Genomic DNA, 26,741 nt, shown 5'->3' with positions numbered 1-26,741 from the left:
CATGAAGGCTTGGGTGTTGGGTGGGGCGGCCGCACTGTCGGCGACGATGATCGCGACGGCGGCGTGGGCGGATGAGGGCATGTGGCTCCCCCGCCAGACGCAGGATATCGCCGCCCAGGTGCGTGCGGCAGGGCTGGAGATCGATCCGGCGCTCTTGTCGAACCTGCAGGCCGCACCGCTGAACGCGATCGTCTCGCTTGGTGGTTGCTCGGCCAGCTTTGTCTCGCCGCAGGGCCTCGTTGCCACCAATCACCACTGCGTGCAGGGCTCGCTTCAGTATAACTCGAGCCCGGATCAGGATCGCCTCACCAACGGTTTCCTGGCCCGCCGTCTGCAGGACGAGGTGCGCGCTGCGCCCGGAAGCCGCATCTTCGTGATCGAAGAACTGCGCGACGTCACGGCCGACATGAACCGTGGCCTGACCGCGCGCACCACCGGCATCGACCGCTACAACCGGCTCGAGGAAAACCGGAAGAGCCTCATCGCCGCGTGCGAGCGCCAGCCGAGCCGGCGCTGCGACGTGCGCGCCTATTATGGCGGCTCCACCTACTTCCTGCAGCAGCAGCTTGAGATCAAGGACGTCCGCCTCGTTTACGCGCCAGCCATGGGCATCGGCAACTTCGGCGGCGAGACGGACAACTGGATGTGGCCGCGCCACACGGGCGACTTCGGCTTCTACCGTGCCTATGTCGCACCCGACGGCTCCTCGGCGGACTATTCGGAGGCCAACGTGCCTTACCGTCCGCGCTCACACCTGCGCATCGCGACCGAAGGGGTCACCGACGGCGACTTCGTGATGGTAGCGGGCTTCCCCGGCACCACCTCCCGCCTCGTCACGGCAGAGGAGGCGATCTTCCAGTTCGATCAGCTCTACCCGGTCCAGACTCGGCTGCTCACCGACTACGCCAACCTGATCGAGCAGCGCACGGAGGGGGATCAGGCCGCCCAGATCAAATATGCCTCGATCCTGGCGGGCGTCGAGAATTACGAGAAGAAGTCACAGGGGGAGATCGCCGGCGCCAAGGCGATCGATCTCGCCGCGCGCAAGACCGAGCAGCAGAATGCCTATCGCAGCTGGATCCGCGAAGGCGGACGCCGGCGCCAGCCATATGCCACCGCCGCACGGGATCTCGACGCGCTGGTTCAGGAGGCGAACGCCACGGCGCTCGCCGACACGCGCCTCGGCACCATCAATCGGGCGCAGCTCTATGCCGCCGCCAAGCTCCTCTACCGGTATGCGCAGGAGCAGCAGAAGCCGGATGCCGAGCGCGAGAGCGGCTACCAGCAGCGCGACCGGCTGCCGATCCAGCAGCGGCTGCAGCAGATCGAACGCCGGTACGACGCCCGCGTCGATCGCGCCGTGCTGGAGCAGGCTCTTGTTGAATATAGGAAGGTCGATGCCGCCAGCCGCGACGCCGCCTTTGAACGGACGCTGGAGCAGATCGGGCTCGATCGCCTCTATGCCGATACGGAGCTTGACGAAACGGCAGCCCGGCTCGCCTGGCTCGACCGTCCGGTGGCCGATTTCGAGCGGTCCACCGATCCGTTCATCCGGCTTGCTGTCGCGTCCTACGACTGGGGTCTCCGCCGCGAGACGGAAGCGAAGACGCGGGCCGGCCGTACGCAGGCGGCGCGCTCAGTCTATCTTCAGGGCATGCGGGAATGGGCAGACGCGAACGGCCGCCCCCTCTACCCGGACGCAAACGGCTCTTTGCGCTTCACCTATGGCAAGGTGACGGGGCGTCAGCGCGACGGCTTGATCTGGACCCCGTTCACCACCGCCGAAGGCCTTCTCGCCAAGCACACTGGTGAAGGCGAGTTCGACCTGCCGGACCGTGCGGTCGAGCTGATCCGCGACCGCGACTATGGCCGATACGTGGCCCCGTCGCTCGGCACCCTGCCCGTCGACTATCTGTCGACGGTGGACATCACCAACGGCAATTCGGGTTCGGCCACGCTCAACGCGCGCGGCGAGTTCGTCGGCCTTGCATTCGACGGCACGCTCGACGGCGTGATCTCCGACTGGTCCTACGACCCGACCATCAACCGCACGATCCATGTCGACAGCCGCTTCATGCTGTGGACGATGGACAAGGTCGACGGTGCCGACCGTCTGCTCGAAGAGATGGGCGTCCGCCGCTGACAGGGACCGGTCGCCGGCCTGAGGGACGGGCCGGCGACCGGAAGATTGTCACGAAATCAACACACAAGGCTCCCAAGGCCCCGTCATGACTCTTCTGATCGGTCGCCGGCAGCTGCTCGGCGCAGGCGCAGCTTCGATGCTGGCCGCTCCCGCCATCCTTCGCGCCCAGCCGCTGTTCCTTCGCGATCCGTTCGTGCTCGGCGTCGCGGCCGGCGATCCCGCACCGGACGGCTTCGTCATCTGGACCCGGCTGATTGCCGATGCGGATGCTCCCGGCGGCGGAATGCCGATGGCGGCGGTCGAGGTGGAGTGGTCGGTGGCCGAGGATGAAGGCTTCCGGACCATCGCGAGGAGCGGAACGGCGCTCGCCCGTCCGGAGCTCGCGCACAGCGTCCATGTCGAGGTCGACGGGCTGCAGCCTGGTCGCCCTTATTTCTACCGCTTCCAGGTCGGTAGCGCCCGCTCCTTCGTCGGCCGCGCCCAGACCGTGCCTGCGGCCGGTGCCGCTCTTGACCGCGTCCGCTTCGCCGTTGCCGGCTGCCAGCATTTCGAGGACGGCCTCTACACAGGCTATCGCCACCTCGCGGCCGAGCCGGACCTCGATTTCGTCTACCACTACGGCGACTATATTTACGAATACTCCTCGTCTCCTGTTCGCATCGCCTATGGCAACCTTCGGGAGCGGGTGCGCGAACATCGCCGCCCGACGGAGCTTCAGTCGATCGACGACTATCGTCTCCGCTACACGGAGGTGAAGAGCGACCCGAACCTGATGCTGGCGCATGCCGCCGCCGCCTGGTTCATCACGCCCGACGATCATGAGGTCGAGAACAACTGGGTGGACGGCATCCCGCAGGACGATGTTCCGCCAGAGCTGTTCGCGCTTCGCAAGCGGATGGCGCTTCAGGCCTATTATGAGCACATGCCGCTCCGCCGTGCCGCGCTCGCGCTCGGCGCGGACAAGCCGATCTACCATCGTCGCCAGACCTATGGCTCGCTGATGTCGGCTCATTTCCTCGACACCCGCGGCAGCCGCACGGACCAGCCCTGCCAGGATGGCTTCCGGCCGGATTGCGCAGGCGTCGACGATCCCGATGCGGCCGTCCTCGGCCAGGTGCAGGAGCGCTGGCTGAACGAAGGGCTGGGTGCCAGCCGCGCCCGCTGGAACCTCATCGGACAGCAGATCATGGTTATGCCGCTCGATCGGCGCACCGGCGACGAGCCGGAGCCGATCCGCAACATGGACAGCTGGGCCGCCTACACGGCCCCGCGCGAGCGGATGCTGGAGCGCTTCGGCCGCACCGGTAATGTCGTGGTCCTGACGGGTGACGAGCATCAGAACTTCGCAGGGCAGCTTCGCCGGGACCGTGGCCAGGGCGATCCGGTCGGCGCCGAATTCGTCACCACCTCGATGAGCTCGGGCGGCAACGGCTCCGACCGCCGCGCCTTCACCGACCGGCTGAAGGCGCGCAATCCTTATCTCCTCGATACCAACGACCAGCGCGGCTACGCGCTGTGCGAGGTCACGCCCCAGACCTTCCAGACGCAGTGGCGGGTGGTCGACCAGGTGACGACACCGGGCGCGCCGGTGCGCACGCGCTCCACCTTCGTACTCGAACATGGCTCTCCGGAGATCCACGGCAGTTGATCCCCTCCGCCGGCGCTCGGCTGGTGGGCAAGGGGCTGGCGCGTCGCAGCAATCCGGCTAGGCTGACGGCTTCACAGCCGGAGCCTGCCCTTTGCGCCGTCGCACCTTTCTTGCCGCCCTTCCCGCCGCCGCCGCGGCCCCCCTCCTCGCCCAGACCGAAACGCGTATTTCCGCGCGCCCCCAGGCGGCACCCGACAATCTGCGCCGGCCCGATCTTCGGTCGGGCGACCGGCCGGTTGGTGCAAGCTACGGCTCCCGCTCGGCAGTCTATGGCAGCGGGGGGGCCGCCGCTTCCGCGCAACCCCTGGCCACGCTGGCCGGCATAGAGATCCTGAAGGCAGGCGGGTCGGCCGCCGACGCGGCCATCGCCATCAATGCCTGCCTCGGCTTCCTGGAGCCGACCTCATGCGGCATCGGCGGCGATCTTTATGCCATGCTGTGGTCCCCGGCCGAACGGAAGGTGGTCGGCGTGCAGAGTTCCGGGCGCTCCCCGCGCGGCCTGTCGCTCGACACCGTCCGCTCGCGCGCCCGGCCGAACGGCACGCTACCGCCGCTCGGCGCCGTCAGCGTGTCCGTGCCTGGCACGGTCGCCGGCTGGCAGGAACTGCACCGCCGCTACGGCAAGCTGCCGTGGCATGACGTGCTCGCCCCCGCCATCGCCATGGCGGAGGAAGGCCGTCCGATGGCGCCGATCATCGCTTATTATGTCGGCCGCAGCATTGTCGCATTCCGCCGCGCCAACAACGGCATCGAGGAAACCGAGAACGCGATCCGCACCTATGCGCCGGGCGGCAATGCGCCCAACACCGGCGAGATTTTCCGCAACGCCGACCTCGCGCGCACCTACCGCGCCATCGCGGAGGGCGGGGCAGACGCCTTCTACGACGGCGAGATCGCCGCCACGATCGAACGCTATTTCAGGCGTATCGGCGGCTGGATGACGCGGGCGGATCTGCGTGCCCACCGCGCGACAATGACCGACCCGATCACCACCGACTATCGTGGCGTGACCGTGCACGCGATTGGCGAGAACACGCAGGGGGTTGCCACGCTGCAGATCCTCAACATGCTCGAAACCTTCGACATGGCAGGTGCCGGCTTCCAGTCGGCGCGCTCGATCCATCTGGGCGCCGAGGCGAAACGGCTCGCCTTCGAGGATCGTGCTCGCTTCTATGCAGATCCCACCGCGTCGCCCGTCCCCTTCGCTTGGCTCGCGTCGAAGGATTATGCGCGGGAACGCGCCCGCCTGATCCGCCCGGACCGCATCAACCCCGACGTCCGTCCCGGCAACGCACCGGCGCAGGGCGACACGACCTACCTTACGGCCGCCGACAAGGATGGCATGATGGTGTCGCTGATCCAGTCCAACTTCCGCGGGATGGGGTCGGGGCTGGTGCCCGACGGCCTCGGCTTCATGTTCCAGGACCGCGGGCAGCTCTTCAGCCTGCAGGACGGCCACCCCAACATCTATGCCCCCGGCAAGCGCCCGTTCCAGACCATCATTCCCGGCTTCGCGACAAAGGATGGCACGCCCTGGATGTCGTTCGGCGTCATGGGCGGCGCGATGCAGCCGCAGGGACAGGCGCAGGTCCTGATGAACATGGTGGACCATGGCCTTGACGTGCAGGCCGCGGGAGACGCGCCCCGCTGGCGGCACGAAGGATCGTCGGAGTCGATGGGGGAGGACGATCCCGACATGCCGGCGACCGGCCTCCTGCACCTGGAGGCAGGGGTTCCGGACGCGGTTCGGGCCGAGCTGGAGCGCATGGGATGGTCGATCGGCCGATCGGACGGCGGCTTTGGCCGCTACCACAATGTGGAACGGCTCCGACAGGACGGCCCCATGGTCTATGCCGCTGCCAGCGATCCTCGCGCCGATGGCGCGGCGCTGGCCTATTGAGCACCTGATCCTGGCCGGATCCCGGCACCCCGCACGTCTTCCGTCTGGAACGTGCGGGGGCGCGGCGGCGGCTTAGAAGGCCGGCAGGACGGCGCCGCTGTAAGTCCGCTCGATAAAGGCGCGCGTCTCCGGGCTCCGCAACGCCGCCATCAGCTTTTGCACCCGCTCGTCGTCGGCAGCGCCAGGCTGACCCACGACATAGTTGACGTACGGACTGTCGGCGCCCTCGATCATCAGCGCGTCGCGCACCGGGCTTAGCCCGGCATCGAGAGCATAGTTCGTGTTGATCAGCGCGAGATCGACCTCGCCCAGCACCCGCGGCAGCGTCGCCGCCTCCAGTTCCCGGATCTGCAGGTTCTTCGGGTTCGCGACGATGTCGCGCACGCTCGCCAGCGGGTTGGCCGGATCACGCAACCGGATGAGGCCGGCCTTCTGCATCACCAGCAAGGCACGCCCGTTGTTGCTCGCCTCGCTCGGGATCGCGACAGTCGCACCCTGCGGCAGATCGTTCAGCGTCCGGTGCTTGCGCGAATATCCGCCAAGCGGCTCGACATGGACCCCCGCGATCGTCTGCAGCTGGGTCCCGCGGTTGCGGTTGAAATCGTCCAGGTACGGCTTGGTCTGGAAATAATTCACGTCCATCCGCCCCTCGGCGACCTGGACGTTCGGCTGGACGTAATCGTTGAAGACGCGCACCTCCAGGTTCACGCCCTCGCGTGCGAGCACAGGCTTCACATGCTCCAGGATCTCCGCGTGCGGCACGGCTGTCGCGGCGACGCTCAGCGTGGTGCCATCCGTCTGGTCGTCGCCACTGCCGGAACAGGCAGCCAGCGTCAGGGCGAGGCCTGCGCCCAGAAAGCTGCGTCTCTTCATGCGTCTCATCCCCTGAAAAGCTAGCGGCGCGTCGTGCGCCGAACGAGCATGTCGCCCAACCATTGGAGCGCCTGCACCAGCACCACCAGCAACAGCACGGTCACCAGCATCACGTCGGTTTGGAACCGCTGATAGCCGAACCGGATCGCCAGGTCTCCCAACCCGCCTGCGCCGACGACTCCTGCCATGGCCGTGAAGGAGACGAGCGCGATTGCGGTCACCGTGCCGCCGGCGATCAGGCCCGGGCGCGCTTCCGGCAGCAAGGTGCGCGTCACCAGCTGCCATGTGGTCGCACCCATCGCCTGAGTTGCCTCCACCGTGCCGCGATCGACCTCGCGGAGGCTCGTCTCCACCAGCCGGGCATAGAAGGGCGCCGCCCCCACCACCAACGGCGGGATCGCCCCTGCGACGCCCAGCGAGGTTCCGACGATCAGCACCGTCACCGGGATCATCACGATCAAAAGGATGATGAACGGCACCGATCGCAGCACGTTTACGATCGTGCCGACGGCCAGGTTCGCCCACGGCCGGGCAAGCGGTCGCCGCCGGTCCGTCAGGTACAGCAGCACGCCCAGCGGTATGCCGATCAGAACCGTCAGGGCGAGCGATGCGCCCAGCATGACAAGCGTGTCGATGCACGCCTGCGCGATCTCCGCAGGATCCACATTCTCGAACATGTCAAATCCGATCCGCGCGGCCGAGGCTGGAGAGCCGCTCGACCTCCGACGGTTGAACAGCGAGCACCAGATCGCTGTAGCTTTCGCCACCGATGCGCCCGATCCGCCCTTCCAGCACCTCCGCCCCGTCGATCGGCGCCGCCGACCCGGCACCACGGCGGGTCAGTCGGACCAGCGCCATTCCCTCGGGCGCGACCGCCGGAGCGCCCTCGCCCGCCTCGGAGATCAGACGCCGCGTCGCTGGATGCTGTCCGTCCAGGAAGATGTCAGCCGCCGCGCCCATCTCCACCACCGTGCCGCCATCGATCACCGCCACCCGGTCGCACACCTCCCGCACGACCTCCATCTCGTGCGTGATGAGCATGATGGTGAGGCCCAGCTCCCGGTTCAGCTCGCGCAGCAATCGCAGCACCGACCGCGTCGTCTCCGGGTCCAGCGCGCTTGTCGGCTCGTCGCACAGCAGGATGGACGGGCCGGTCGCCAGCGCGCGAGCGATCCCCACGCGCTGCTTCTGCCCGCCGGACAGCTGGGCGGGATATTTGGCCTCATGTACGGCCAGGCCGACGCGATCGATCAGGACGGCCACGCGTTCCTGCCGCTCCCGCGCCTCGCGTCCCGCCAGCCGCAGCGGCAACCCGACATTGTCAGCAACGGTCAGCGAGGAATGCAGTCCGAAGCTCTGGAAGATCATGCCAACCTTGCGACGAAGCCCGCGCAGCCCGGCGGCATCGAGGGCCGCGACATCGACACCGTCCACCAGCACGCGCCCGGAGGTAGGCCGCTCCAGCGCATTCACCAGCCGTACCAGCGTGGACTTTCCTGCGCCGGAGGCACCGATCACGCCGAAGATCTCGCCTGCCGCCACATCGAGGTCGATCGCGCGCAGCGCCTCGCCACCCGTTCCGGCGAAACGCTTGGACACACCTTCGAAACGGATCATGTCGTGCCCATCACCTGGGCGGCGAAGCGCTCCATCTCCTCAGCCTGCGGACTCATCTGCAACAGCAGCAAGTCCAGCCCCGCGCCCTCATAATCGGCGATGCGCTGCTTCAGCTGCTCGGGCGTGCCGACCAGGTTCGGCCGCAGGCCACGGTTGGACACCGAATATTCCTGGATCTTCAGCTCACGCTCCAGCTGCGTGCCCGACAGCCATTGATCGAAATTGGCATAGCCTTTGGGAAGCTCGCTGACCGTGGTGATCCGGTCCAGCTCGGCCTTCGCCTCCGCCTCGCTGTCGCGCACGATCGCGTAGGCGGCCATGCCATATTGCATCGGCGCACCGCCGGCTGCGTCGCGCCGCGCGCTCATGTCGGCGATCTTGGGGGCGATCGCCTCGGGCGGATCACCGTGCATGACATACGCATCGCAGCGCGTGGCGATCATCGTCTTGGCGGCCTCGCTCTCGCCGCCGGCATAGACGGTCGGCCGGGTGGCGGGCTTGGGCGAGACGATGGCATCTTCCATTCGGTAGAAGCGCCCGTCGAAGGTGAAGCGATCCTCCGTCCACAATCCGTCGACGACCTGCAGCCACTCGTCGGTTCGTGCATAGCGATCGTCATGCTGGTCGAACTGAAGGCCATATTGCCGCGCCTCGTCCGCCCACCAGGAGGATACCACGTTCAGCGACAGCCGCCCTTCGCCCGCGATCCGGTCGATATTGGCGGCCGCCTTCGCGAAGAGCGCCGGCTGGTGGAAGTTGGGGCGCACCGCGACCATCAGCTCGAGACGCTCCGTCACCGCCGCAAGCGCCGCCGCCGTCGACCAGGCGTCCAGCGCGGGCGCGTCCGTGCCCTTGATGTCGTTGAGGTTGAGCTCCGCGATCAGCGAGAGATCATAGCCGATCTGCTCCGATCGTTGCGCCAGCCGCTTCACATAGTCCCAGCTCGCCTCCATCCCCTCGTCCGGAATGTTGCGCAGCCAGCCGCCAAAGACCGGCATCCAGTAACCGAACCTCACGCCCGCGCCTCCGCCATCACCTGGCTCAGATAATCAACGAAGCGGTCGTGCGGGTCCCACCCCAGCACGTCCAGCGGTTTCGCCACGAAGTTGCTGAGCGCATTGATGTCGTAGAAGCGCGGGGTGCCATCGCGATCGTCGATCATCACCTCGACACCGCCGACCTCGATCCCGGCGGCCTGAACGATGCGCTCGGCAGCCTCGATCAGAGCGTCCGGGGGCGTGATCGCTTCCATCCGAACGGCGGCGCGTCCCGGCGTCGCCACGCAGGCGTCCGCCGGGCAAAGGTCGAACCCACCGTCCGACAGCACCGAGAGAGCATAAAGGAAACGCCCGCCCAGGGTCTCGATGCGGATCACGCGCCCGTCTCGCGCGCTCACCAGATCCTGCACCAGCAGCACGCCGTCGCTGCTCGTCGGCAGGGTGCCGTCGGCGACCGCGTCCTGCAGCGCGCCCATATCGTCATAGCGGACGATCCCCGCGCCCGCCCCGCCGATGTTCGCCTTGACGATCAGGGGAAAGCCGATGGCTTCGGCCGCTGCGGCCACATCCTGCGGGCGGTGAACGATCCGCGTGGCTGGCGCATCGATGCCGAGGCTGGAGAGGAGCGAAAGCTGCCGCGCTTTCGACGCATCGAGCAGGAACGGACGCCCGTTCACGACCCGCGCATGCTGGCTCCAATGATCGAGCAGCGAAGCGGTGAAGAAGATCGGGGTGTCGGTGGCGCGTGATCCACTCGACATGGAGATCCGGTTGACGATCATGCGCGCCGGCGGCGTGGGGTCTGCCGGATCATAGGCAAGCCCGGCAGGTGTCAGCCGCGTTGCCGCGATCCCGCGTCTTTCAAGCGCGGCGAACAGCGGTTCGAACCAGGTCGGATGTTCGTAGAAGATGGCGAGGTCTGTCATGCGGCCGCCCGCTTAGGGGATGGGGCTGATGGCAGCCAGCGGGCCGTGCACAGCTTTTCTATGCACTCGCCAAACGCAGCTTGATGCCGCGAGGCTTCCAACGACAAAGGCCCCGCCGGATCGCTCCGGCGGGGCCTTTGTCATGGTGGGCGCGGCAGGGATTGAACCTGCGACCCCTGCGGTGTGAACACAGTGCTCTACCACTGAGCTACGCGCCCGATCATGGATGCGGTCCAGTGCGGCGGTGGTATTCGCCGCGAGCGCCGTGGCGCTGGACCGCGGAGGGCCATAAGCGACGGTGCGGCAGCTTGTCCAGCCCGCACCGCGCCCGGTGTTTAGTTGACGCTGTCCTTCAGCCCCTTGCCTGCCTTGAACTTGGGCTGCGACGATGCCTTGATCGTCATCGGCTCGCCGGTCCGCGGATTGCGCCCGGTGGATGCCTTGCGCTTCGACACGGAGAAGGTGCCGAAACCAACCAGTCGAACTTCTTCGCCATTCTTCAAGGTCGTCGAGATGTGCTCGAAAACCGCTTCCACGGCTTTCACCGCATCGGCCCTGCCGAGGCCGGACGTCTCAGCGACGGCCCCGATCAGCTCCTGCTTATTCATCCCTTGATCCCCTTTTACGCGGCGATTCCCGAGTCGCCTGTAGAACATGGCAGGCATGTAAGGCGATCACGCCTGCCGCTGTCAAAGAGAAAGGGGCGCGGACGCGACCGGCTGAACGCGCCCGCACCCCCTTGTCATCAGTGCCGCAACGGCTCGGTACCCATGCCGATCGCTGCCGGCGGCACCGCCGCCAGTTCGTCCGCTTCGGTCCAGTCGATAGCCACCGTCGGCTCCGTCAGCGCCAGCTTCAGCACCTCGTCCACATGGGCGACCGGGATGATCGACAGGCCTTCGCGGATCCGCGCGGGGATCTCGGCCAGGTCCTTCTCGTTCTCCTCAGGGATCAGCACGGTCGTGATCCCGCCGCGCAGCGCCGCCAGCAGCTTTTCCTTCAACCCACCGATCGGTAGCACGCGGCCGCGCAGCGTGACCTCGCCTGTCATTGCCACCTCGCGCCGCACGGGGATGCCGGTCAGCGTCGAGACAATGGCGGTGACCACCGCGATACCGGCGGACGGTCCATCCTTCGGCACCGCGCCCTCGGGCAGGTGGATATGGATGTCCTTGCGCCCGAACAGGCTCGGCTTGATGCCATAGGCAGGCGCCCTGGCCTTCACGAACGAGAAGCCGGCCTGCACGCTCTCCTTCATCACGTCGCCGAGCTTGCCGGTGGTCGACACCACCCCCTTGCCCGGCACCGTCACGGCCTCGATCGTCAGGAGTTCTCCGCCGACCTCGGTCCATGCCAGCCCGGTCACAGCGCCGATCTGGTGCTCGGTTTCCGACAGGCCGTGGCGGAACTTCTGCACGCCCGCGAAGTCGGCCAGGTTCTCCGGCGTCACCGTGACACTCTCCGCCTTGCCCTCCAGGATCCGGCGAAGTGCCTTGCGCGCCAGCTTGGCGATCTCGCGCTCAAGCGTGCGGACACCGGCCTCGCGCGTGTAGCGCTGGATCAGCGCGCGCAGACCTTCCTGGGTCAGCACAAACTCGCCATCCTTCAGGCCGTGCTCGCCAATCACCTTGGGCAGCAAGTGCCGCTCGGCGATCTCGACCTTCTCGTCCTCGGTGTAGCCCTCCAGCCGGATAATCTCCATGCGATCCAGAAGCGGCTGCGGCAGGTTCAATGTGTTCGCCGTGGTGACGAACATCACGTCCGACAGATCGACGTCGATCTCCAGGTAATGGTCCTGGAACTTGGCGTTCTGCTCCGGATCCAGCACCTCGAGCAGCGCCGAGGCGGGATCACCGCGGAAATCCTGACCGAGCTTGTCGATCTCGTCGAGCAGGAAGAGCGGATTGGACGTGCCGGCCTTCTTCAGGTTGGACACGATCTTGCCCGGCAGCGACCCGATGTAGGTGCGCCGGTGACCGCGGATTTCCGCCTCGTCACGCACGCCGCCCAGCGACTGGCGCACGAACTCACGACCGGTAGCCTTCGCGATCGACCGACCGAGCGAGGTCTTGCCCACACCCGGCGGCCCCACCAGGCACAGGATCGGCCCCTTCAGCTTGTTGGTCCGGGCCTGCACCGCCAGATACTCGACGATCCGATCCTTGACCTTCTCCAGCGCATAATGGTCCTGGTCCAGCACCGCCTGCGCATCGCCCAGGTCGCGCTTCAGCTTCGACTTCTTGCCCCATGGCAGGCCGAGCAGCACGTCCAGGTAATTGCGCACGACCGTCGCCTCGGCCGACATCGGCTGCATGGTCTTCAGCTTCTTCAGCTCGGCCGTGGCCTTGCTGCGCGCTTCCTTGGACAGCTTCAATCGTGCGATCTTCTGGGTCAGCTCGGCAATCTCATCGCCGTTCTCCGCGTCCTCGTTGCCCAGCTCGCGTTGGATCGCCTTCAGCTGCTCGTTGAGGTAATATTCACGCTGCGTCTTTTCCATCTGGCGCTTCACGCGGCTGCGGATCTTCTTTTCGACCTGCAGGACGCCCAGCTCGCCTTCCATGTAGCCGAACAGCATCTCCATGCGCTTGGCCGGGTCCAGCTCGGCGAGCAGCGCCTGCTTCTCGGACACCTTGATCTGCAGGTTGGCCGCGACCGCGTCGGCCAGCCGGCCGGCGTCGTCGATCTCCGCGAGCTGCCCGGCGACCTCGTCGGACAGCTTCTTGTTCAGCTTCGCATATTTGCCGAATTGCTCCACGACCGACCGCATCAGCGGGCCGGTCTCCGGAGTCTCTCCGGCCTGTTCCTCGATGCGCTCGATCGACGCCGACAGGAAGGTCTCTCCCGGCTGCAGCTCAGCCAGGCTTGCACGCGCCTTGCCCTCGACCAGGACGCGCACGGTCCCGTCCGGCAGCTTCAGCAGCTGCAGCACGGTCGCCACGACGCCCAGGTCGTAGAGATCCTCGCGCGCGGGATCATCCTCCGTCGGGTCGAGCTGCGAGACGAGGAAGATCTCCTTGTCCGCCGTCATGGCCGCCTCCAGCGCAGCCACCGACGGATCGCGACCGACGAACAAGGGCACGATCATCTGCGGGAAAACGACAATGTCGCGAAGCGGAAGAACAGGAAGGGTAATGGTCATGTAAGCTCCAGGCCGCTGCGAAGACAGCCGCAGCGGCATTGATCAACATATGGTGACTGGACGGGCCGCATCAACGTGGCGCCCATCGTGCGGGCCTCGGCAGAGGGTTAAGGCCGGCGAGTAAGGCGGCGCGCATCGCTGCGGCCGAGCGCTCAGCGCGGCGCCTTGTAGGGCCGGCGTGTGCCGTCCATGTCGATCGCCGCCACCGCCGCACGCAGGCGGTCGATGTCGCCCGCATCCCGCGGTCCGGTCGCCCTCACCTTCACCAGCCACCCGCGCCCTTGCTGCAGCAGGTATCCGGTCAGGACCGGCACGCCGTTGAACTCGCCTTCGAACCAGCGTCCGGTGCCGGTCGGCTCGCCATCCGCATCTTCCTCGATCGGCCGGGCGTTCAGGCGCGCAACCAGGGCCTGTTCGACGCCGGCCCTCTCCATATGGATCGGCACCGTCGCCGGATAGATGAACACATCGAGGTAAGGCGCCGAGATTTGCTCGTCGAACTGTCCGTAGCGGACGGACAGATTGTCGGGCGCGTAGCTGGTCGTGCCAGTGCGCCGCAGATCGCCATACGCTTCCGGGAAGCGATAGCCCGAGCCGGGATGGACAAGCTCGCTGCCCTCGGAGACGAGAGGCGACGTCTGCTGCGCCGAAACAGGCGGTGCCGTCACTCCGAAGAGCGACAGCACCGCAAGAGACATCAGGAGGAGCGGAAACCGCCCCGCGATCACGCGGCGTCGCCCGCCGTTTCCTTCGCCTTCTTGGCGTAGACCCTGACCGGCTCCTTGCGCCCCTCGACGACGTCCTTGTCGATCATCACCTCGTCGACGCCGTCCATTCCGGGCAGGTCGAACATCGTGTCGAGCAATATGCCCTCGAGGATGGACCGAAGGCCACGCGCGCCCGTCTTGCGCTCGATGCCCTTGCGCGCGACCGCGACAAGCGCCTCGTCGGTGAAGCCCAGCTTCACGTCCTCCATGTCGAACAGCTTCTGGTACTGCTTGACGAGGGCGTTCTTCGGTTCGCCCAAGATCTTCACCAGCGCCGTCTCGTCCAGATCCTCAAGCGTCGCGATCACCGGCAGACGGCCGACAAACTCCGGGATCAGGCCGAACTTTAACAGGTCCTCGGGCTCGCACTGGCGAAGCACTTCGCCCGTGCGCCGCTCCTCGGGCGCGGCGACATAGGCGCCGAAACCGATCGACTTGCCCTGCAGGCGGTCCGCGATGATCTTCTCAAGGCCGGAGAACGCACCGCCGCAGATGAACAGGATGTTGGTCGTGTCGACCTGCAGGAACTCCTGTTGCGGATGCTTGCGGCCACCCTGCGGCGGCACGGAGGCGGTGGTGCCTTCCATCAGCTTCAGCAGGGCCTGCTGCACGCCTTCGCCCGACACGTCGCGCGTGATCGACGGGTTCTCGGCCTTGCGGCTGATCTTGTCGATCTCGTCGATATAGACGATCCCGCGCTGCGCCCGCTCAACATTATAGTCGGACGCCTGGAGCAGCTTCAGGATGATGTTCTCGACATCCTCGCCGACATAGCCGGCTTCGGTCAGCGTCGTCGCGTCGGCCATCGTGAACGGCACGTCCAGAATGCGCGCCAGCGTCTGCGCAAGCAGGGTCTTGCCGCAGCCGGTCGGCCCGACCAGCAGGATGTTGGACTTGGCCAGTTCGACGTCAGCGCCCTTCTGACCGTGCGCCAGCCGCTTGTAATGGTTGTGCACCGCGACGGACAGAACGCGCTTGGCTTGGCTCTGCCCGATTACATACTGGTCGAGCACGTCGCAGATCTCCAGCGGCGTGGGCACGCCGCCGTCCTTCTTGCTCACCAGTGCCGACTTGGTCTCCTCGCGGATGATGTCGTTGCACAGCTCCACGCACTCGTCGCAGATGAACACCGTGGGGCCTGCGATCAGCTTCCTGACCTCGTGCTGCGACTTGCCGCAGAAGGAGCAATAGAGCGTGCTCTTGGAGTCGCCACCGCTCAGCTTCGTCATTCAATCACCTCTCGGACGCCCGCAAAGGGCGTGAAGCCCACCGGTCAGTCTACACCCGACCTCCTATGGGACAATTACCTAAATAGAGTGTGTGGCGCTCATTTGAAGTATCGGTGCGGCGGCCCACCGGGCCGCCGCCGGCACGGTTCAGGCCGCCTGGGCTGCCTCGTCCGCAGGTGTCGGGCGCTTGTCGAACACCTCGTCGACCAAGCCGAACGCCTTTGACTCGTCCGCCGACAGGAAGGTGTCGCGGTCCATGCGGCGCTCGATCTCGTCGATCGGCTGTCCCGTGTACTTCGAATAAAGCTCGTTCATCCGCTGCCGGATGCGCAGGATTTCCTTGGCCTGGATCTCGATGTCCGATGCCATGCCCTGCGCGCCGCCCGACGGCTGATGGATCATGATCCGCGCGTTGGTCAGCGCCACCCGCATACCCGGCTCGCCCGCCGCGAGCAAAAAGCTGCCCATCGATGCCGCCTGCCCGATGCACACGGTGCCGACGCGCGGGCGGATGTACTGCATGGTGTCGTGGATCGCCATGCCCGCCGTCACCACGCCACCCGGCGAGTTGATGTACATATAGATGTCCTTCTTCGGGTTCTCGGACTCGAGGAAGAGCAGCTGGGCCGTGACGAGCGATGCCATGTGATCCTCGACACCGCCCGTGATGAACACGATGCGCTCGCGCAGCAGGCGCGAATAGATGTCGAACGAGCGTTCCCCGCGGTTCGATTGCTCGATGACGATGGGAACAAGGCCGCCAAGGATGTCGGCGTGGTCGAGGCTCATAGGGGGAAGGATCCTTCGGTTGAGGCCGGCAACATCGCCCCTGCAGCCGCCGACTTCAAGGCTGATGCGCCGTGCGTGCGTGCGGGTGCCGGGTGCGAGAGGTAGGCGAGCCGCCGCACCTCGCGCCTGCCGCGGACCACCGTGTCCAGGATCAACCCGGCAAAGAAGCTCAGCACCGCCACGATCGACAGTCCCGTGGCCAGGATCGCCGTCGGCACGCGCGGCACCAGCCCCGTGTCCAGATAAGTGATGATCAGCGGAATGCTGAGCCCGACAGCAAGCAGAAGCAGCGCCCCGGCGATCGCACCGAAGAACAGCACAGGCCGCTCGATCCGGAACAGCGTCAGGATCAGCCCCAGGATCCGGAATCCGTCTCGATAGGTGGACAGCTTCGACGCCGATCCCTCAGGACGTGCGCCATAGGCGGTGACCTGCTCGGCAACCGGCATCTTCAGCTCCAGCGCGTGGACGCTGATTTCAGTCTCGATCTCGAACCCGCCCGAAAGGACGGGAAAGCTCTTCACGAACCGGCGAGAGAACACGCGGTAGCCCGACAGTATGTCGGAGAAGCTGCGCCCGAACAGCCAGGCGAGCAGCCCGGTCAGCATCGCATTCCCGAACCGATGCCCCCGGCGGTAGGCCGCCTCCACCTCGTCGCGGCGCGCACCGACCACCATGTCGAGCTGCTCGTCGACCAGCGTGGCGACCATGCGCGGCGCGGCCGCCGCCTCATAGGTCTCGTCCCCGTCCGCCATGACATAGACGTCGGCATCGATATCGGCGAACATGCGCCGCACCACATGGCCCTTGCCCTGCATGCGCTCCCGCCTCACCACCGCGCCCGCAGCCTCCGCCACGGCCACGGTCCGGTCTCGGCTGTTGTTGTCATAGACGTAAACAGTGGCGCCCGGCAGCGCCGCCCGGAACGCCGCCACCGTCCGCCCGATCGCCGCTTCCTCATTATAACAAGGCAGGAGCACGGCGACGCGCAGGCTCGGTTCGGGCGATCGGTCAGGCAAGGCCGAAGTGCCGAGCGACGATGGCGTCATTGTTCGAAGACCTGACCGTAATTGACGACCCTCGCCTTATCGATCACTGCTTGTGCAGCGCAATACGTTAAGCATCGGGGCGTTTAGGTGGCGGTATCGCGTCTGGCTCTGGGATTGATGTTCGCCGCCGCGGTTGCCCTGCTCCTCTGGCCCGCCCTCCTCAACGGGGCTCCGTTCATCTTTGCGGACACGACCGCCTACATCCGCGGTGCGGATGCCGGCATGTACCGGCTGTTCGGCGTGACCAGCGACTGGACGGGGATCGCCGGCGCGCCGGGAGCCGCAACGGCTGGCGGCGCCGGCGTCCCGTTCGCCGCCGCCGAGAGCCAGGAAGTGGTTCTCGCTGGTCGGTCCGTCTTTTACGGCGCGTTCCTTTATTTGGGTTGGGCGATCGAAGCCCTGTGGACGACTGCGCTACTCCAAAGCGCGGTGACGGTTCTCGCTGTCGGTCTTGCTGGCAGGCGTGTCATGCTCGCGGCCGGGATTTCTCCCAGCCTGCGTGACGCAACGGTCCTGATCGTCCTCCTGGCGGCCGCAACACCTGTCGCTTTCTTCGCTGTCTTCATGATGCCGGACATCTTTGCCGCCCTTGCGCTCCTCGCTGCAGCGATGCTCGTCGGCTACTGGACAACGTCCACTCGGTTTGAGCGCTCTTTCTGGCTCGCCTGCCTGACCGCAGGAGTTCTCTTCCACAGCGCGACACTCTTGCTGATTGTCACGGTCGCGCTCCTTGTCCTGTTTGCCCGCATTTTTCTTCAGCGCGGCAGCGTTTCTCGAACCGGTTTGACCGTCGTGTCGCTCGCCATCGTGGTCGGTATGGCCGGCGAAATCCTCTTCTCGGCCGGCGTGACGAGACTCACTGGCGCGCCCCCGGTCCGGCCGCCGTTCGTCGCAGCGCGGCTGATCGCGGATGGTCCAGCGAGACAGGTTCTTGAAGAAGATTGCCCGGTAGCTGGCTATACGCTCTGCCGGCATCTCAATCGGCTGAACGACAACAGCGATGTCATGTTGTGGAGCCGGGATCCCGCGAAGGGCATCTTCATGGCCCTGCCGCCCGACGAACGTCGCGCGGTGAGCACTGAGCAATCCTCTCTGGTCTGGCGGACCGTAAGCGATCGGCCTCTGGCTGTTGCATCCAGCACACTTGCCGCGATGGGCCGCCAGGTGACATCGATCGAACTTGACGATTTCAACTACGGGGCTGCCGGCCGGAGCCCGCCTTCAAAGGCAGTTCCGCAGCCCTACGCTGACGCCCTGAACGGAACGCGCGCCTCTACGAACGGCATGCCGACGCAGATTGTGACAGGCTTGTCCGTGCTGACGACACTCGTCGGATCGATCGTCCTCATCGCGCTTCTGCTTGGGTCGGCCAAGCGCCGGGCACTTCCAGCAAACTTGCGCGTCATGATCGTGACGGTCGTGCTGGGCGTCGCCGCAAACGCCGCGATCTGCGGCGCTCTATCGACGCCGCATGGGCGCTACCAGGCTCGTCTTATCTGGCTCATCCCTCTGGTGGCGCTGCTCGCATGGCGCGCCACCAATCTCGATCAACGGATTTCCGAGCCCGCAGCTTGAAGCGCGTCGCGGCGAGCCGGTCGCGAGCGAAATAGAAGCAATCAAGGCATTCGGGGAAGCGAACGCATGCCGTTCACTTCCCCCTGCTGAACGAAAGAAGCCTTACGCCTCGGTGGGCTTCGCCTTCTTCGCCGCCGGCTTGCGCTTCGGCTTCTCGGCGGCTTCGGCCTCGGGTGCAGCGTCTGCAGCCGCCTCGGCCTGCTCTGGCTCTGCGGCCTTGCGGGTCGCCGCCTTCTTCTTCGGCTTGGCCGGCGCGGGCTCCCCGGACGGCGTCGCGTCGGCAGCCTCGCTCTCGGTCACAGCCTCGGGCTCGGCAGCGGCCTTCTTGGTGGCCTTCTTCTTCGCAGGCGCGGCCTCCGGGGCCTCGTCGTGCGCATGGTCATGGTCATGGTCATGGCCGCAACCGGGGCCGTGGACATGGCCTTCCTCGCCCAGATCGGCCTCGATCGCCGCTTCGATGTCGGCGCGGGTCACCTCACGCTCGCTGATCTCCGCCTTGCCGAACAGGAAGTCGACGACCTTGTCCTCGTACAGCGGCGCGCGCAGCTGGGCGGCGGCCATCGGCTCCTGCTGGATATACTGGGCGAACCGCTGCCGGTCCTCCGGTGCGTAACGCTGCGACGCTTCTGCGATCAGGCGGTTCATTTCCTGGTCGCTCACCGCGATGCCGTTGGCCTGGCCGATCTCGGACAGGAGCAGGCCCAGCCGCACCCGCCGCTCGGCGATGGCGCGATAATCGTCGCGTTCCTTTTCCATGTCCGCGCGCGCGGCATCGGGATCGGCCTCGTGGCTCGCTTCATGCTCCAGCTGCGCCCAGATCTGAGTGAACTCGGCATCCACCATCGACGGCGGCACGTCGAAGCTGTGGCTGTCGGCCAGCTGGTCGAGCAGCTTGCGCTTCATGTGCGTGCGCGTGAGGTTGTTGTGCTCCTGCTCGATCTGGCCCTTGAGCAGCTCCTTGAGCTGGTCGAGCCCGGTCAGGCCGAGCGACTTGGCGAACTCGTCGTCCGCCGCGCCTTCGGCCGCGACCTTCACCTCGTGCACGGTGATGTCGAAGGTCGCCGGCTTGCCCGCCAGCTCCTTGGCGCCGTAATCCTCCGGGAAGGTCACGTCGATGACGCGCTCTTCACCGGCGGTCGCACCCACCAGCGCGCTCTCGAAACCGGGGATCAGCTGGCCGGAGCCGAGCACGATCGCCATGCCCTCGCCCTTGCCGCCCTCGAACGGCGTTCCGTCGACCTTGCCGAGGAAATCGATCACCAGCTGGTCGCCATCGACCGCCGCATGGCCCTCGTCGGCCGGCGCGAAGCGCTTGTTCTGATTGGCCAGCCGCTCGACCTGCTCGTCGACGGCCTCGTCCGTCACCGGCACGATCAGCCGTTCCAGCTTCAGCCCGTCAATCGAGGGTGCGGGAACGTCGGGCAGCACTTCCAGCTCGACCTTCACCTCGGCATCCTGGCCGGGGCCGAAATCGCCGCCGAGCTCAACCGACGGCTGCATCGCGGGACGCAGCTTCTTGTCGGCAAGCAGCTGCTGGACGCTCTGCTGGATGGAATTGTTGAGCGCGTCCTGCTCGAACGCGGCGCCATGCATCTTGCGGACGAGGTTGGCGGGAACCTTGCCGGGGCGGAAACCGGGCATGCGCATGCGCGGCGCGGCCTTCTTCAGCTCCCGATCGACGATCGCGTCGATGTCCTTGCGCGCGATGGTCAGCGTGTAGGCCCGCTTCAGCCCCTCGTTCAACGTCTCGACAGCCTGCATTTCGATGCCTTCTTGGTCTGGATCCTGGGTGGTGTCCGCCATCCGTTCGGGCGGAAGCTGGTGCGGGCGAAGGGACTCGAACCCCCACATCTTGCGATGGCAGGACCTAAACCTGCTGCGTCTACCAGTTCCGCCACGCCCGCCTGGCTGAGCCGCCGGTCGGCGGGGGTCCTACCGCAGCCCCCGGGCAAGGGCAAGGCGGATCGCGGACGCCCGCCCCGCGTTCCTCTCAAAGCCGCGTTTCATCAAGGAGATCGAGGATGGCGACCGTTCCCCCACAGCCGGATACCACCACGCCTGACAGCCTGCCCGACACCACCCCGCGTCCGGACGAGGTCGGCCCCACGCCGGGCGACATCGACGTGCCGGATCCAACGCCGGACAGTAATCCGCCGGGCTTCCACGCCCCGTCCACATCGGTGGGGGAGCGCGCCCCGGCAGAGGCGGTCGCCACCGGCGGCACCGACGGCATGGAGGCGGAGACCGGCGGCCTCGCCGGCACAAGCCGCTAGGTCAATGGGCCCGGGATGTCACCGACATCCCGGGCATCGTCCTTCAGGCGGGCAGCCGCGACGATCGCCCGGTATGCGCCGACGTCCCGATCGAAATAATGGATCGCCGGCGCCTCGAAACTGATCAGGTAGAGCTTTCCGCCCACGATCGCCCCGGTCGCGGCACCCTTTCTGCGGACCTCCTCGCCCGGCAGCACATAGCTGTAGTCGAACCTGAACCCCGGCCGCCCGGCCAGGCTGTCCGGCGCAATCGCATCGATGGTGAACAGCGACGTTCCGCTCGCCACGCGGTAGCTCGCCTCGAACAGCGCGGCGACGTCCACGGGAAGCATCGTCGCCGAAAAGCGCGGCAGCGGCCGGTCACGCCGGTCCTCCTCCCGGAATAGCGGCCTGCCGTCCCGAATGCCGGCATAAAGCGTCAGTTCGTTCAGCGCGGGGCCGTCCAGCGTCCACCGTTCGGCGTCCTTGCCGGGGCCGTTGATGCTGCCCGCCCGGTTCCAGGCCCGATCCGGGGAGACGATCAGGCCCGATCCGGCGACATCCACCGCCGCGCCCGGCCGCACCAGAGTATAGCCGAACACCGCACAGCCGCTCGGCCCCACGGCCGCAACCGCGATCAGCACCCACCGCCACATCATGCGCCCGTCATCGCCCGCAGCATGGCGCCGTCGGAGGCATTCGGGCGGTGCTCAAGATAGCTGGCGATCGCCGCCCGCCCTGCCGCCACCTCGCCGCGACGGAGCAGAGTGAGGCCAAGCCCGCGCCGCGCCTCCGCCGGCGCGTCCGGTCTTACGATGGCGGCCTGGTACCACGCCTCGGCATGCCGAAGGTCGTCCGCCGTCCCACGTGCCCGCATCAGCTCGGCCCGCGCATAGATCAGCGATCCCGTCCACCCGTCTGCGGCCAGCCGGGTCAGCAGCAGCTCCGTTGCACCATAGTCGTTGAGCTTGATCTGGTCGTCGACCAGCATCGCCCAACTGCCGGCGAGCGCGGCCTGGTAAGGGCCCTCCCCGCTCTCGCGCGCCCCTGCTGGCGCCGCCGCCGCCTGTGCGCGAAGCTCCTCCATGCGCGCCCGCGATGTCGGATGCGTGCCGAACAGCGCGATCTCCGGTCGGACCGAGCGTCCGCGCGCTGCGGCCGCTGCTTCCCGTTCCGCTTCGATGCCCTCCCAGATCGCCGCCGCCGCAGCCGGATCATAGCCCGCCCGCGTCAGCAGCGTGACCGATCCGCGGTCGGCCGCGCGCTCGTTCTCCCGACTGAAGCCGAAGATGGTCGCCAGCGTCACGAACTGCGCCGCGGTCGTCGCGGCCATCCCGCCCAGAATGGAGAGCGGCAGCGAAAGGAAGCTCAGCACGGTCGACTTGTCGCGCACGTCGCGGAAGATGCGCAGCGAATGCTGCTCCTCGTAATGGGTATATTCATGGGCCAGCACGGCGGCGAGCTGCGCTTCGTTCCGCGTGCGCAGGAACAGGCCGGACCAGACCTGCATCATCCCATTCGGCGCCATGGACGCATTGAAGTACGGCGTCCGCATCAGATAGATCCGAACTTCGGCGCAGCGCGGCCCGACGGTCCGGCAGAGCACCTGCCGGACATATGCATTGAGCGCCGGATCCTGGATGACGAAGTTGCTGTCACGGACCCGGCGTTCTTCTTCCGCCATCACCATCCACAAGCCGCGCTCGTCGCTGTCGACCGGCTGGTAGCCGACCGGCACCTGCCCGCTGGCTACAGCCGGCGGCTGGCACAGCATCGCGACAGCCGCCGCGGCGTGGGCGATGCGCTTCATGGCCGCGCGCCTGCCCGCGCCGGCAGCGTGCGCATCAACGTGTCGATGGTCGCCCTCGCGCCTTCGGGATCGCGCAGGTCCCCTCGCGCAGACGCCAGGAGGTTGAACCAGATGATGTCGCCGGTGCGAAGGTCGATCAGCGACAGGTAGACGAAGCGCTCGCCGCCGGGAACATAGCCACCCAGCGCCGCCCCCACGATCTGCAATGCCAGCCGCCCGTCGCTGGCAAAGCTGTCACGCGCATACAGGAACAGGGCGTAATCGCCGCCACCGGCCATCTCGCCAAGCTGCCGGACACCCGGCCCCAGCGTCCAGTCGAACTTTCCGCGCTTGGTCGGCAGGATCATGCCTGCATATTTGAACTGCGCGATCTGGTCGGCGACCGTCCGGTGCAACGCTTCATAATCCGCGACCAGCCGGGCCGCCTCGCCGCTCTGCTCGCCCAGCAACCGCACGCTGTTGCCGCGCGCGCCCTGCTCGGCGGTGAGCGCCCCGATCAGCGCGGTCCGCGCCGATGCCGTCCAGTCGGCGTTCGGCTGGGCCACACCGCCGGCCGTCAGCCACGACACCTCAACATCCGGTCGCATGACCACGATGGTCAGCGGCCGGTCGGGAAGCCGGTGCTCGGGGGCGGCGAAGGACCGCACGGTGGTACACCCGCACAGCGCCATCATCGCCACCAGGATGAACAGCCGCCTCACCCGCACCGCTCCTTCACCGTTGCCGGACGCTAGGCCGGCTGCCTGCCACCCTCAATCAGGGATCGGCGCGCGCCGGCGCACGTTGGCACGATAAAGGAGAAGAAAGCATGACCGACGACCGCAAGGACGACCATCACATCATCGATTCACCGGACGGCAAGCGTCGCGACGACGACCGCGCCTCGCCGCTCGACGGTCCCGGCATCGAGGGCGGCACCGCCGGCACGGGCGGCGTCAACAAGTCGCAGGACGAGCCCGGCGGCGGCCAGAATAACGGCTGACGTCGGGGGGAGCCGGCACTGCCGGCTCCCGGTTACCGCGGTGCGGAGGCCGTGATCGTGGTCGGCGCGACTGATCCGGCGGCCGTCGCTGTCGGCGTGAAGGGCCGGTCCCGGTCATAGGCCAGCACGCCGGGAATCGGCGCCAGCCGGCTCACCATCATGCCGTACAGGTTGGGGAAGCGACCGGACGCCGTGTACCTTGCCGGCACCACCGTCGCGCCGGCGACATGCTGCGGCCGTTCGGTCATCATGCCCGAAGGCTCTATCGCCATGAGAGTCGGGCGCAGCGACAATTCCGGATCGGCCAGGAACCCGGCCGCTGCCCGCCGGTCGTCGGGCACCGCATCACCGTTGAAGCGGAACGTGCCCAGGTCGACCACCTGGCCCGCCGGGGCATCGAACCGCACGCTTCCCATGCACAGGCAGGTGCCGCCGGACATGTCGCGCGGCGCGATGCCGGCCACGACATAGCCGCCCGGCGCAACCTCGATCAGGTAGGTGCGAAGCCGCTCCCCGCGATCGAGAGCGCGACCGGACATGGACCGGATGCCGACTTCCGCCCCCTCCCATCGCCGCGGCACCGGGCCGTGGATCATGTTGAGCGGAAGCAAGGGCGCGGTGACGCTCGGCTCTCGCTCGCCGCGCTCAGCCGCGACATGCCGCCGCGCAGCCGCCTCGTTCACGCCACGCCGCTGAAGCGCCGCGACCTCGCTTTCCTGCCGACGCGCCCGCCGGGCCTCGTCACGCGCGAACGCCTCGTCGAGCGCCGCCCGCGCCTGCTGCTGCTCGGCTGCGCTCAACTCACGCAAGAAGCTGATGTCGAACGCATCAGGGTCCTCGCCAACCGTCCGGAACAGCAGATAGGATTTGTCGGGCGCCACCGTCAGCGTGTCGCGCATCTTCAACTGCCGGCCGGCGTTCGCGGGCGTGGTCACCAGCATGGCCGCTGCGGCAGCCACCAGGAACATCCTCATCGCACCACCTCCGTGCCTTCCGGCGCAGGCCCGCTGGCGATCGCCGCCAGCCGCAGCGCGATCTCGCGCTCCTCGCCGTCGTGCAGCTCCTCCCACCGCTCCTCGGTGACGCCGAACCGGTTATACCCCTTGAACGCCATGCACTGGCGCATGCTCGCGCGGCGCATCTGGCGGCGCTGCGGCGCGTGCACAGTCGCCTCGACAATCGCACCGCCGATCAGGCCACCCAGCCCGCCGGCAAGCCCGGCGGCTGCCGGCGACAGCCCGGCCGGCACGTTCACCGGAATGAACGTCGGGCCGGAAGGCCGCATGTTCACGACGACGCGGGAATAATCCATGCACTCGGAAACGTCGGCAAGCGCAAGGTCAGGCGCGACATTGGCTTGGTGGAAGACGAAATACTTGGAATGGTTTGAATCGTCGGGCGCGCTGTCCTGCGCGGCCGCAGGCATGGCCAGGCACAGACCGCCCACCGACATGATCGCCGGCACCAACCTCTTCATCAGATCCCCCCCAGGATGCCGGAGCCCTCACGGCTCCGCTGCAGATGCTGCCGCAGCAATCTTGGCAGCACAAGGAGGATAGATGGTTAGCCGTCCAGCAACGCCTTCAACCGCTCGTTGACCAGCGCCGGGTTGGCCTTGCCGGCCATCGCCTTCATGGTCTGGCCCACGAAGAAACCGAACAGCTTGTCCTTGCCGCCGCGGTAATCAGCGACCTTGTCGGCGTTTGCGCTGAGCACCTCGCCGATCACCCGGTCGATCTCGCCCGTATCGCTGGTCTGCTTCAACCCGCGTGCCTCGACGATGACATCCGGGGCCTCGCCCGTCTCCAGCATGATCTCGAACACCTGCTTCGCCAGCGTGTTCGACAGCGTGCCGTCGGCGACCAGGCCGAGCAGCGTCGCGGCATCCTTCGGCGTCACGGGGGAATCATCAAGCGATCGGCCGAGCCTGTTGAGCGCCCCGAACAGTTCGGAGATCACCCAGTTGGCCGCCGCCTTGGCCCGGCTGTCGTCGCCGATCTCCGCCAGCAACGCCTCGAACCAGCGCGCGGTCTCCACCTCGGCGGTCAGCACGTCGGCATTGTAGGCGCTGAGGCCCAGCCCTTCCTGGTACCGTCTGCGCTTCGCGTCCGGCAGTTCCGGCAGGCTGTCCCGGCATTCTGCCAGGAACGCCTCGTCAAGCTCCAGCGGCAGCAGGTCCGGGTCCGGGAAATAGCGGTAATCGTGCGCGTCCTCCTTGGACCGCATCGACCGCGTCACCCCCTGGTCGGGATCGAACAGGCGGGTTTCCTGGACGATGGTGCCGCCGGCCTCCAGCACGTCGATCTGGCGCCGGGCCTCATGTTCGATCGCCGCCATGACGAAGCGCACCGAATTGACGTTCTTGGTCTCCGTCCGGGTGCCGAACGGCGCGCCGGGCTTGCGCACGGACACGTTGACGTCGGCACGCATGGATCCTTCCTCCATGTTGCCGTCGCAGCTGCCGACGTAACGCAGGATCGATCGAAGCTTGCGGACATAGGCGCCCGCCTCCGCCGGCGACCGCATGTCCGGTCGCGACACGATCTCCATCAGCGCGACGCCCGCGCGGTTGAGGTCGACATAGGACCGCGTCGGATGCTGGTCGTGCATCAGCTTGCCGGCATCCTGCTCGACATGGATGCGCTCGATACCGATCGTCTTGGGCGCGTCGCCGTCAGGCTCGATCTCGATCGACCCCTCGCCCACCAGCGGATGGTAGAGCTGGCTGATCTGATAACCCTGCGGCAGATCGGCATAGAAGTAGTTCTTGCGGTCGAACCGGCTCCACCGGTTGATCACCGCGTCCAGCGCCATACCGGTGCGCACCGCCTGGCGGATGCACTCCTTGTTCGGCACCGGCAGCATGCCCGGCATCGCCGCATCGATCAGCGAGACCTGCGCATTGGGCTCCGCGCCGAACGCGGTGGCGGCGCCGGAGAACAGCTTGGCGTTGCTCGTCACCTGGGCGTGGACCTCCAGCCCGATGACCACTTCCCACGCGCCCGTCGCGCCTTCGATCCTGTAGCTCGTCTCGCTCATCGCTC

General features: G+C 67.0%; 24 protein-coding genes and 2 tRNA genes. 6 read left to right on the top strand and 20 right to left on the bottom strand.

Features of this window, described 5'->3' with window-relative positions; translation table 11 throughout:
* Position 1 precedes the first annotated feature (1 nt).
* From GGR88_RS03750 to GGR88_RS03740, 3 genes are all read left to right on the top strand, one after another.
* On the top strand, positions 2–2,143 hold the full coding sequence (locus GGR88_RS03750) for a S46 family peptidase (RefSeq protein WP_167953132.1): 2,142 nt from the start codon (positions 2–4) through the stop codon (positions 2,141–2,143).
* Between the two features lie 85 nt (positions 2,144–2,228).
* The gene (locus GGR88_RS03745) at positions 2,229–3,791 is read left to right on the top strand and encodes an alkaline phosphatase D family protein (RefSeq protein ID WP_167953130.1); all 1,563 of its coding nucleotides are present in this window, start codon (positions 2,229–2,231) and stop codon (positions 3,789–3,791) included.
* A 91-nt stretch (positions 3,792–3,882) separates the two neighbouring features.
* Complete coding sequence (locus tag GGR88_RS03740; protein ID WP_167953128.1) at positions 3,883–5,691, top strand: gamma-glutamyltransferase family protein; 1,809 nt, start codon at positions 3,883–3,885, stop codon at positions 5,689–5,691.
* Between the two features lie 72 nt (positions 5,692–5,763).
* On the opposite strand, the gene GGR88_RS03735 is transcribed toward GGR88_RS03740, so the two are convergent.
* The 12 genes from GGR88_RS03735 to GGR88_RS03680 all read right to left on the bottom strand — a co-directional run bounded on the left by GGR88_RS03735 (position 5,764) and on the right by GGR88_RS03680 (position 17,048).
* On the bottom strand, positions 5,764–6,564 hold the full coding sequence (locus tag GGR88_RS03735; protein ID WP_167953126.1) for a MetQ/NlpA family ABC transporter substrate-binding protein: 801 nt from the start codon (positions 6,562–6,564) through the stop codon (positions 5,764–5,766).
* A gap of 20 nt (positions 6,565–6,584) precedes the next feature.
* Positions 6,585–7,241, bottom strand: a complete 657-nt coding sequence (locus GGR88_RS03730) for a methionine ABC transporter permease (protein ID WP_167953124.1) — start codon at positions 7,239–7,241, stop codon at positions 6,585–6,587.
* 1 nt (position 7,242) lies between these two features.
* Entirely contained in the window at positions 7,243–8,181 is a 939-nt protein-coding gene (locus GGR88_RS03725; RefSeq protein ID WP_167953122.1) for a methionine ABC transporter ATP-binding protein, read from the bottom strand.
* The gene (locus GGR88_RS03720) at positions 8,178–9,197 is read right to left on the bottom strand and encodes an LLM class flavin-dependent oxidoreductase (RefSeq protein ID WP_167953114.1); all 1,020 of its coding nucleotides are present in this window, start codon (positions 9,195–9,197) and stop codon (positions 8,178–8,180) included. Before GGR88_RS03720 ends, GGR88_RS03725 begins: the two co-directional genes overlap by 4 nt.
* Positions 9,194–10,105: an ATP-grasp domain-containing protein gene (locus tag GGR88_RS03715; protein WP_167953112.1), complete on the bottom strand. Its 912-nt coding sequence runs from the start codon at positions 10,103–10,105 to the stop codon at positions 9,194–9,196. Before GGR88_RS03715 ends, GGR88_RS03720 begins: the two co-directional genes overlap by 4 nt.
* A gap of 143 nt (positions 10,106–10,248) precedes the next feature.
* Positions 10,249–10,323 (bottom strand) — tRNA-Val (locus GGR88_RS03710).
* A 117-nt stretch (positions 10,324–10,440) separates the two neighbouring features.
* Positions 10,441–10,713: an HU family DNA-binding protein gene (locus tag GGR88_RS03705; RefSeq protein ID WP_167954335.1), complete on the bottom strand. Its 273-nt coding sequence runs from the start codon at positions 10,711–10,713 to the stop codon at positions 10,441–10,443.
* Between the two features lie 137 nt (positions 10,714–10,850).
* Entirely contained in the window at positions 10,851–13,244 is a 2,394-nt protein-coding gene (lon, locus tag GGR88_RS03700) for an endopeptidase La (RefSeq protein ID WP_167953110.1), read from the bottom strand.
* A gap of 152 nt (positions 13,245–13,396) precedes the next feature.
* A complete protein-coding gene (locus tag GGR88_RS03695) occupies positions 13,397–13,972 on the bottom strand; it encodes a hypothetical protein (protein WP_167953108.1) in 576 nt (191 codons plus the stop codon).
* Positions 13,969–15,240, bottom strand: a complete 1,272-nt coding sequence (gene clpX, locus GGR88_RS03690; protein ID WP_167953106.1) for an ATP-dependent Clp protease ATP-binding subunit ClpX — start codon at positions 15,238–15,240, stop codon at positions 13,969–13,971. Before clpX ends, GGR88_RS03695 begins: the two co-directional genes overlap by 4 nt.
* 147 nt (positions 15,241–15,387) lie before the next feature.
* A complete protein-coding gene (gene clpP / locus GGR88_RS03685; protein ID WP_167953104.1) occupies positions 15,388–16,029 on the bottom strand; it encodes an ATP-dependent Clp endopeptidase proteolytic subunit ClpP in 642 nt (213 codons plus the stop codon).
* Entirely contained in the window at positions 16,026–17,048 is a 1,023-nt protein-coding gene (locus GGR88_RS03680; protein ID WP_245196431.1) for a glycosyltransferase family 2 protein, read from the bottom strand. Before GGR88_RS03680 ends, clpP begins: the two co-directional genes overlap by 4 nt.
* Positions 17,049–17,195: 147 nt before the next feature.
* Here GGR88_RS03680 and GGR88_RS03675 point away from each other — a divergent pair, with 147 nt between their 5' ends.
* The gene (locus GGR88_RS03675) at positions 17,196–18,653 is read left to right on the top strand and encodes a hypothetical protein (protein WP_167953100.1); all 1,458 of its coding nucleotides are present in this window, start codon (positions 17,196–17,198) and stop codon (positions 18,651–18,653) included.
* 102 nt (positions 18,654–18,755) lie between these two features.
* Here the strand turns inward: GGR88_RS03675 and tig are convergent, their stop codons facing one another.
* Together tig and GGR88_RS03665 are read right to left on the bottom strand one after the other, a co-directional pair.
* Positions 18,756–20,414 carry a trigger factor gene (tig, locus tag GGR88_RS03670; protein ID WP_167954334.1) on the bottom strand — a complete coding sequence of 553 codons (1,659 nt, stop codon included), beginning with the start codon at positions 20,412–20,414 and terminating at the stop codon, positions 18,756–18,758.
* A gap of 58 nt (positions 20,415–20,472) precedes the next feature.
* A tRNA-Leu gene (locus GGR88_RS03665) sits at positions 20,473–20,557 on the bottom strand.
* Positions 20,558–20,674: 117 nt separating this feature from the next.
* Between GGR88_RS03665 and GGR88_RS03660 the strand changes: the two genes are divergently transcribed.
* The gene (locus tag GGR88_RS03660; protein WP_167953099.1) at positions 20,675–20,926 is read left to right on the top strand and encodes a hypothetical protein; all 252 of its coding nucleotides are present in this window, start codon (positions 20,675–20,677) and stop codon (positions 20,924–20,926) included.
* Here the strand turns inward: GGR88_RS03660 and GGR88_RS03655 are convergent.
* From GGR88_RS03655 to GGR88_RS03645, 3 genes are read right to left on the bottom strand one after another with little or no spacing between them, the layout of a single operon-like run.
* Positions 20,923–21,564 (bottom strand): hypothetical protein, encoded by a 642-nt coding sequence (locus tag GGR88_RS03655; protein ID WP_245196430.1) that lies wholly within the window; start codon positions 21,562–21,564, stop codon positions 20,923–20,925. The two genes, GGR88_RS03660 and GGR88_RS03655, sit on opposite strands and share 4 nt — an antisense overlap.
* A complete protein-coding gene (locus GGR88_RS03650; protein WP_167953098.1) occupies positions 21,561–22,715 on the bottom strand; it encodes a M48 family metallopeptidase in 1,155 nt (384 codons plus the stop codon). The genes GGR88_RS03655 and GGR88_RS03650 overlap by 4 nt, the downstream gene beginning before the upstream one ends.
* Complete coding sequence (locus tag GGR88_RS03645) at positions 22,712–23,416, bottom strand: hypothetical protein (protein ID WP_167953097.1); 705 nt, start codon at positions 23,414–23,416, stop codon at positions 22,712–22,714. Before GGR88_RS03645 ends, GGR88_RS03650 begins: the two co-directional genes overlap by 4 nt.
* Positions 23,417–23,523: 107 nt before the next feature.
* On the opposite strand from GGR88_RS03645, the gene GGR88_RS03640 reads away from it, so the two are divergent.
* On the top strand, positions 23,524–23,697 hold the full coding sequence (locus tag GGR88_RS03640; RefSeq protein WP_167953096.1) for a hypothetical protein: 174 nt from the start codon (positions 23,524–23,526) through the stop codon (positions 23,695–23,697).
* Positions 23,698–23,729: 32 nt separating this feature from the next.
* Here the strand turns inward: GGR88_RS03640 and GGR88_RS03635 are convergent, their stop codons facing one another.
* The 3 genes from GGR88_RS03635 to gatB all read right to left on the bottom strand — a co-directional run bounded on the left by GGR88_RS03635 (position 23,730) and on the right by gatB (position 26,736).
* Positions 23,730–24,671 carry a hypothetical protein gene (locus tag GGR88_RS03635; RefSeq protein WP_167953095.1) on the bottom strand — a complete coding sequence of 314 codons (942 nt, stop codon included), beginning with the start codon at positions 24,669–24,671 and terminating at the stop codon, positions 23,730–23,732.
* Positions 24,668–25,174: a hypothetical protein gene (locus tag GGR88_RS03630; RefSeq protein ID WP_167953094.1), complete on the bottom strand. Its 507-nt coding sequence runs from the start codon at positions 25,172–25,174 to the stop codon at positions 24,668–24,670. The genes GGR88_RS03635 and GGR88_RS03630 overlap by 4 nt, the downstream gene beginning before the upstream one ends.
* A gap of 86 nt (positions 25,175–25,260) precedes the next feature.
* Positions 25,261–26,736, bottom strand: coding sequence for an Asp-tRNA(Asn)/Glu-tRNA(Gln) amidotransferase subunit GatB (gene gatB / locus GGR88_RS03625; RefSeq protein WP_167953093.1), 1,476 nt, complete (start codon positions 26,734–26,736; stop codon positions 25,261–25,263).
* Positions 26,737–26,741 lie beyond the last annotated feature (5 nt).

It is taken from the genome of Sphingomonas jejuensis, from assembly GCF_011927695.1.
GTDB classification, from domain to species: Bacteria; Pseudomonadota; Alphaproteobacteria; order Sphingomonadales; family Sphingomonadaceae; genus Sphingomonas_K; species Sphingomonas_K jejuensis.
This window is presented reverse-complemented; position numbering and strand designations above follow the sequence as displayed.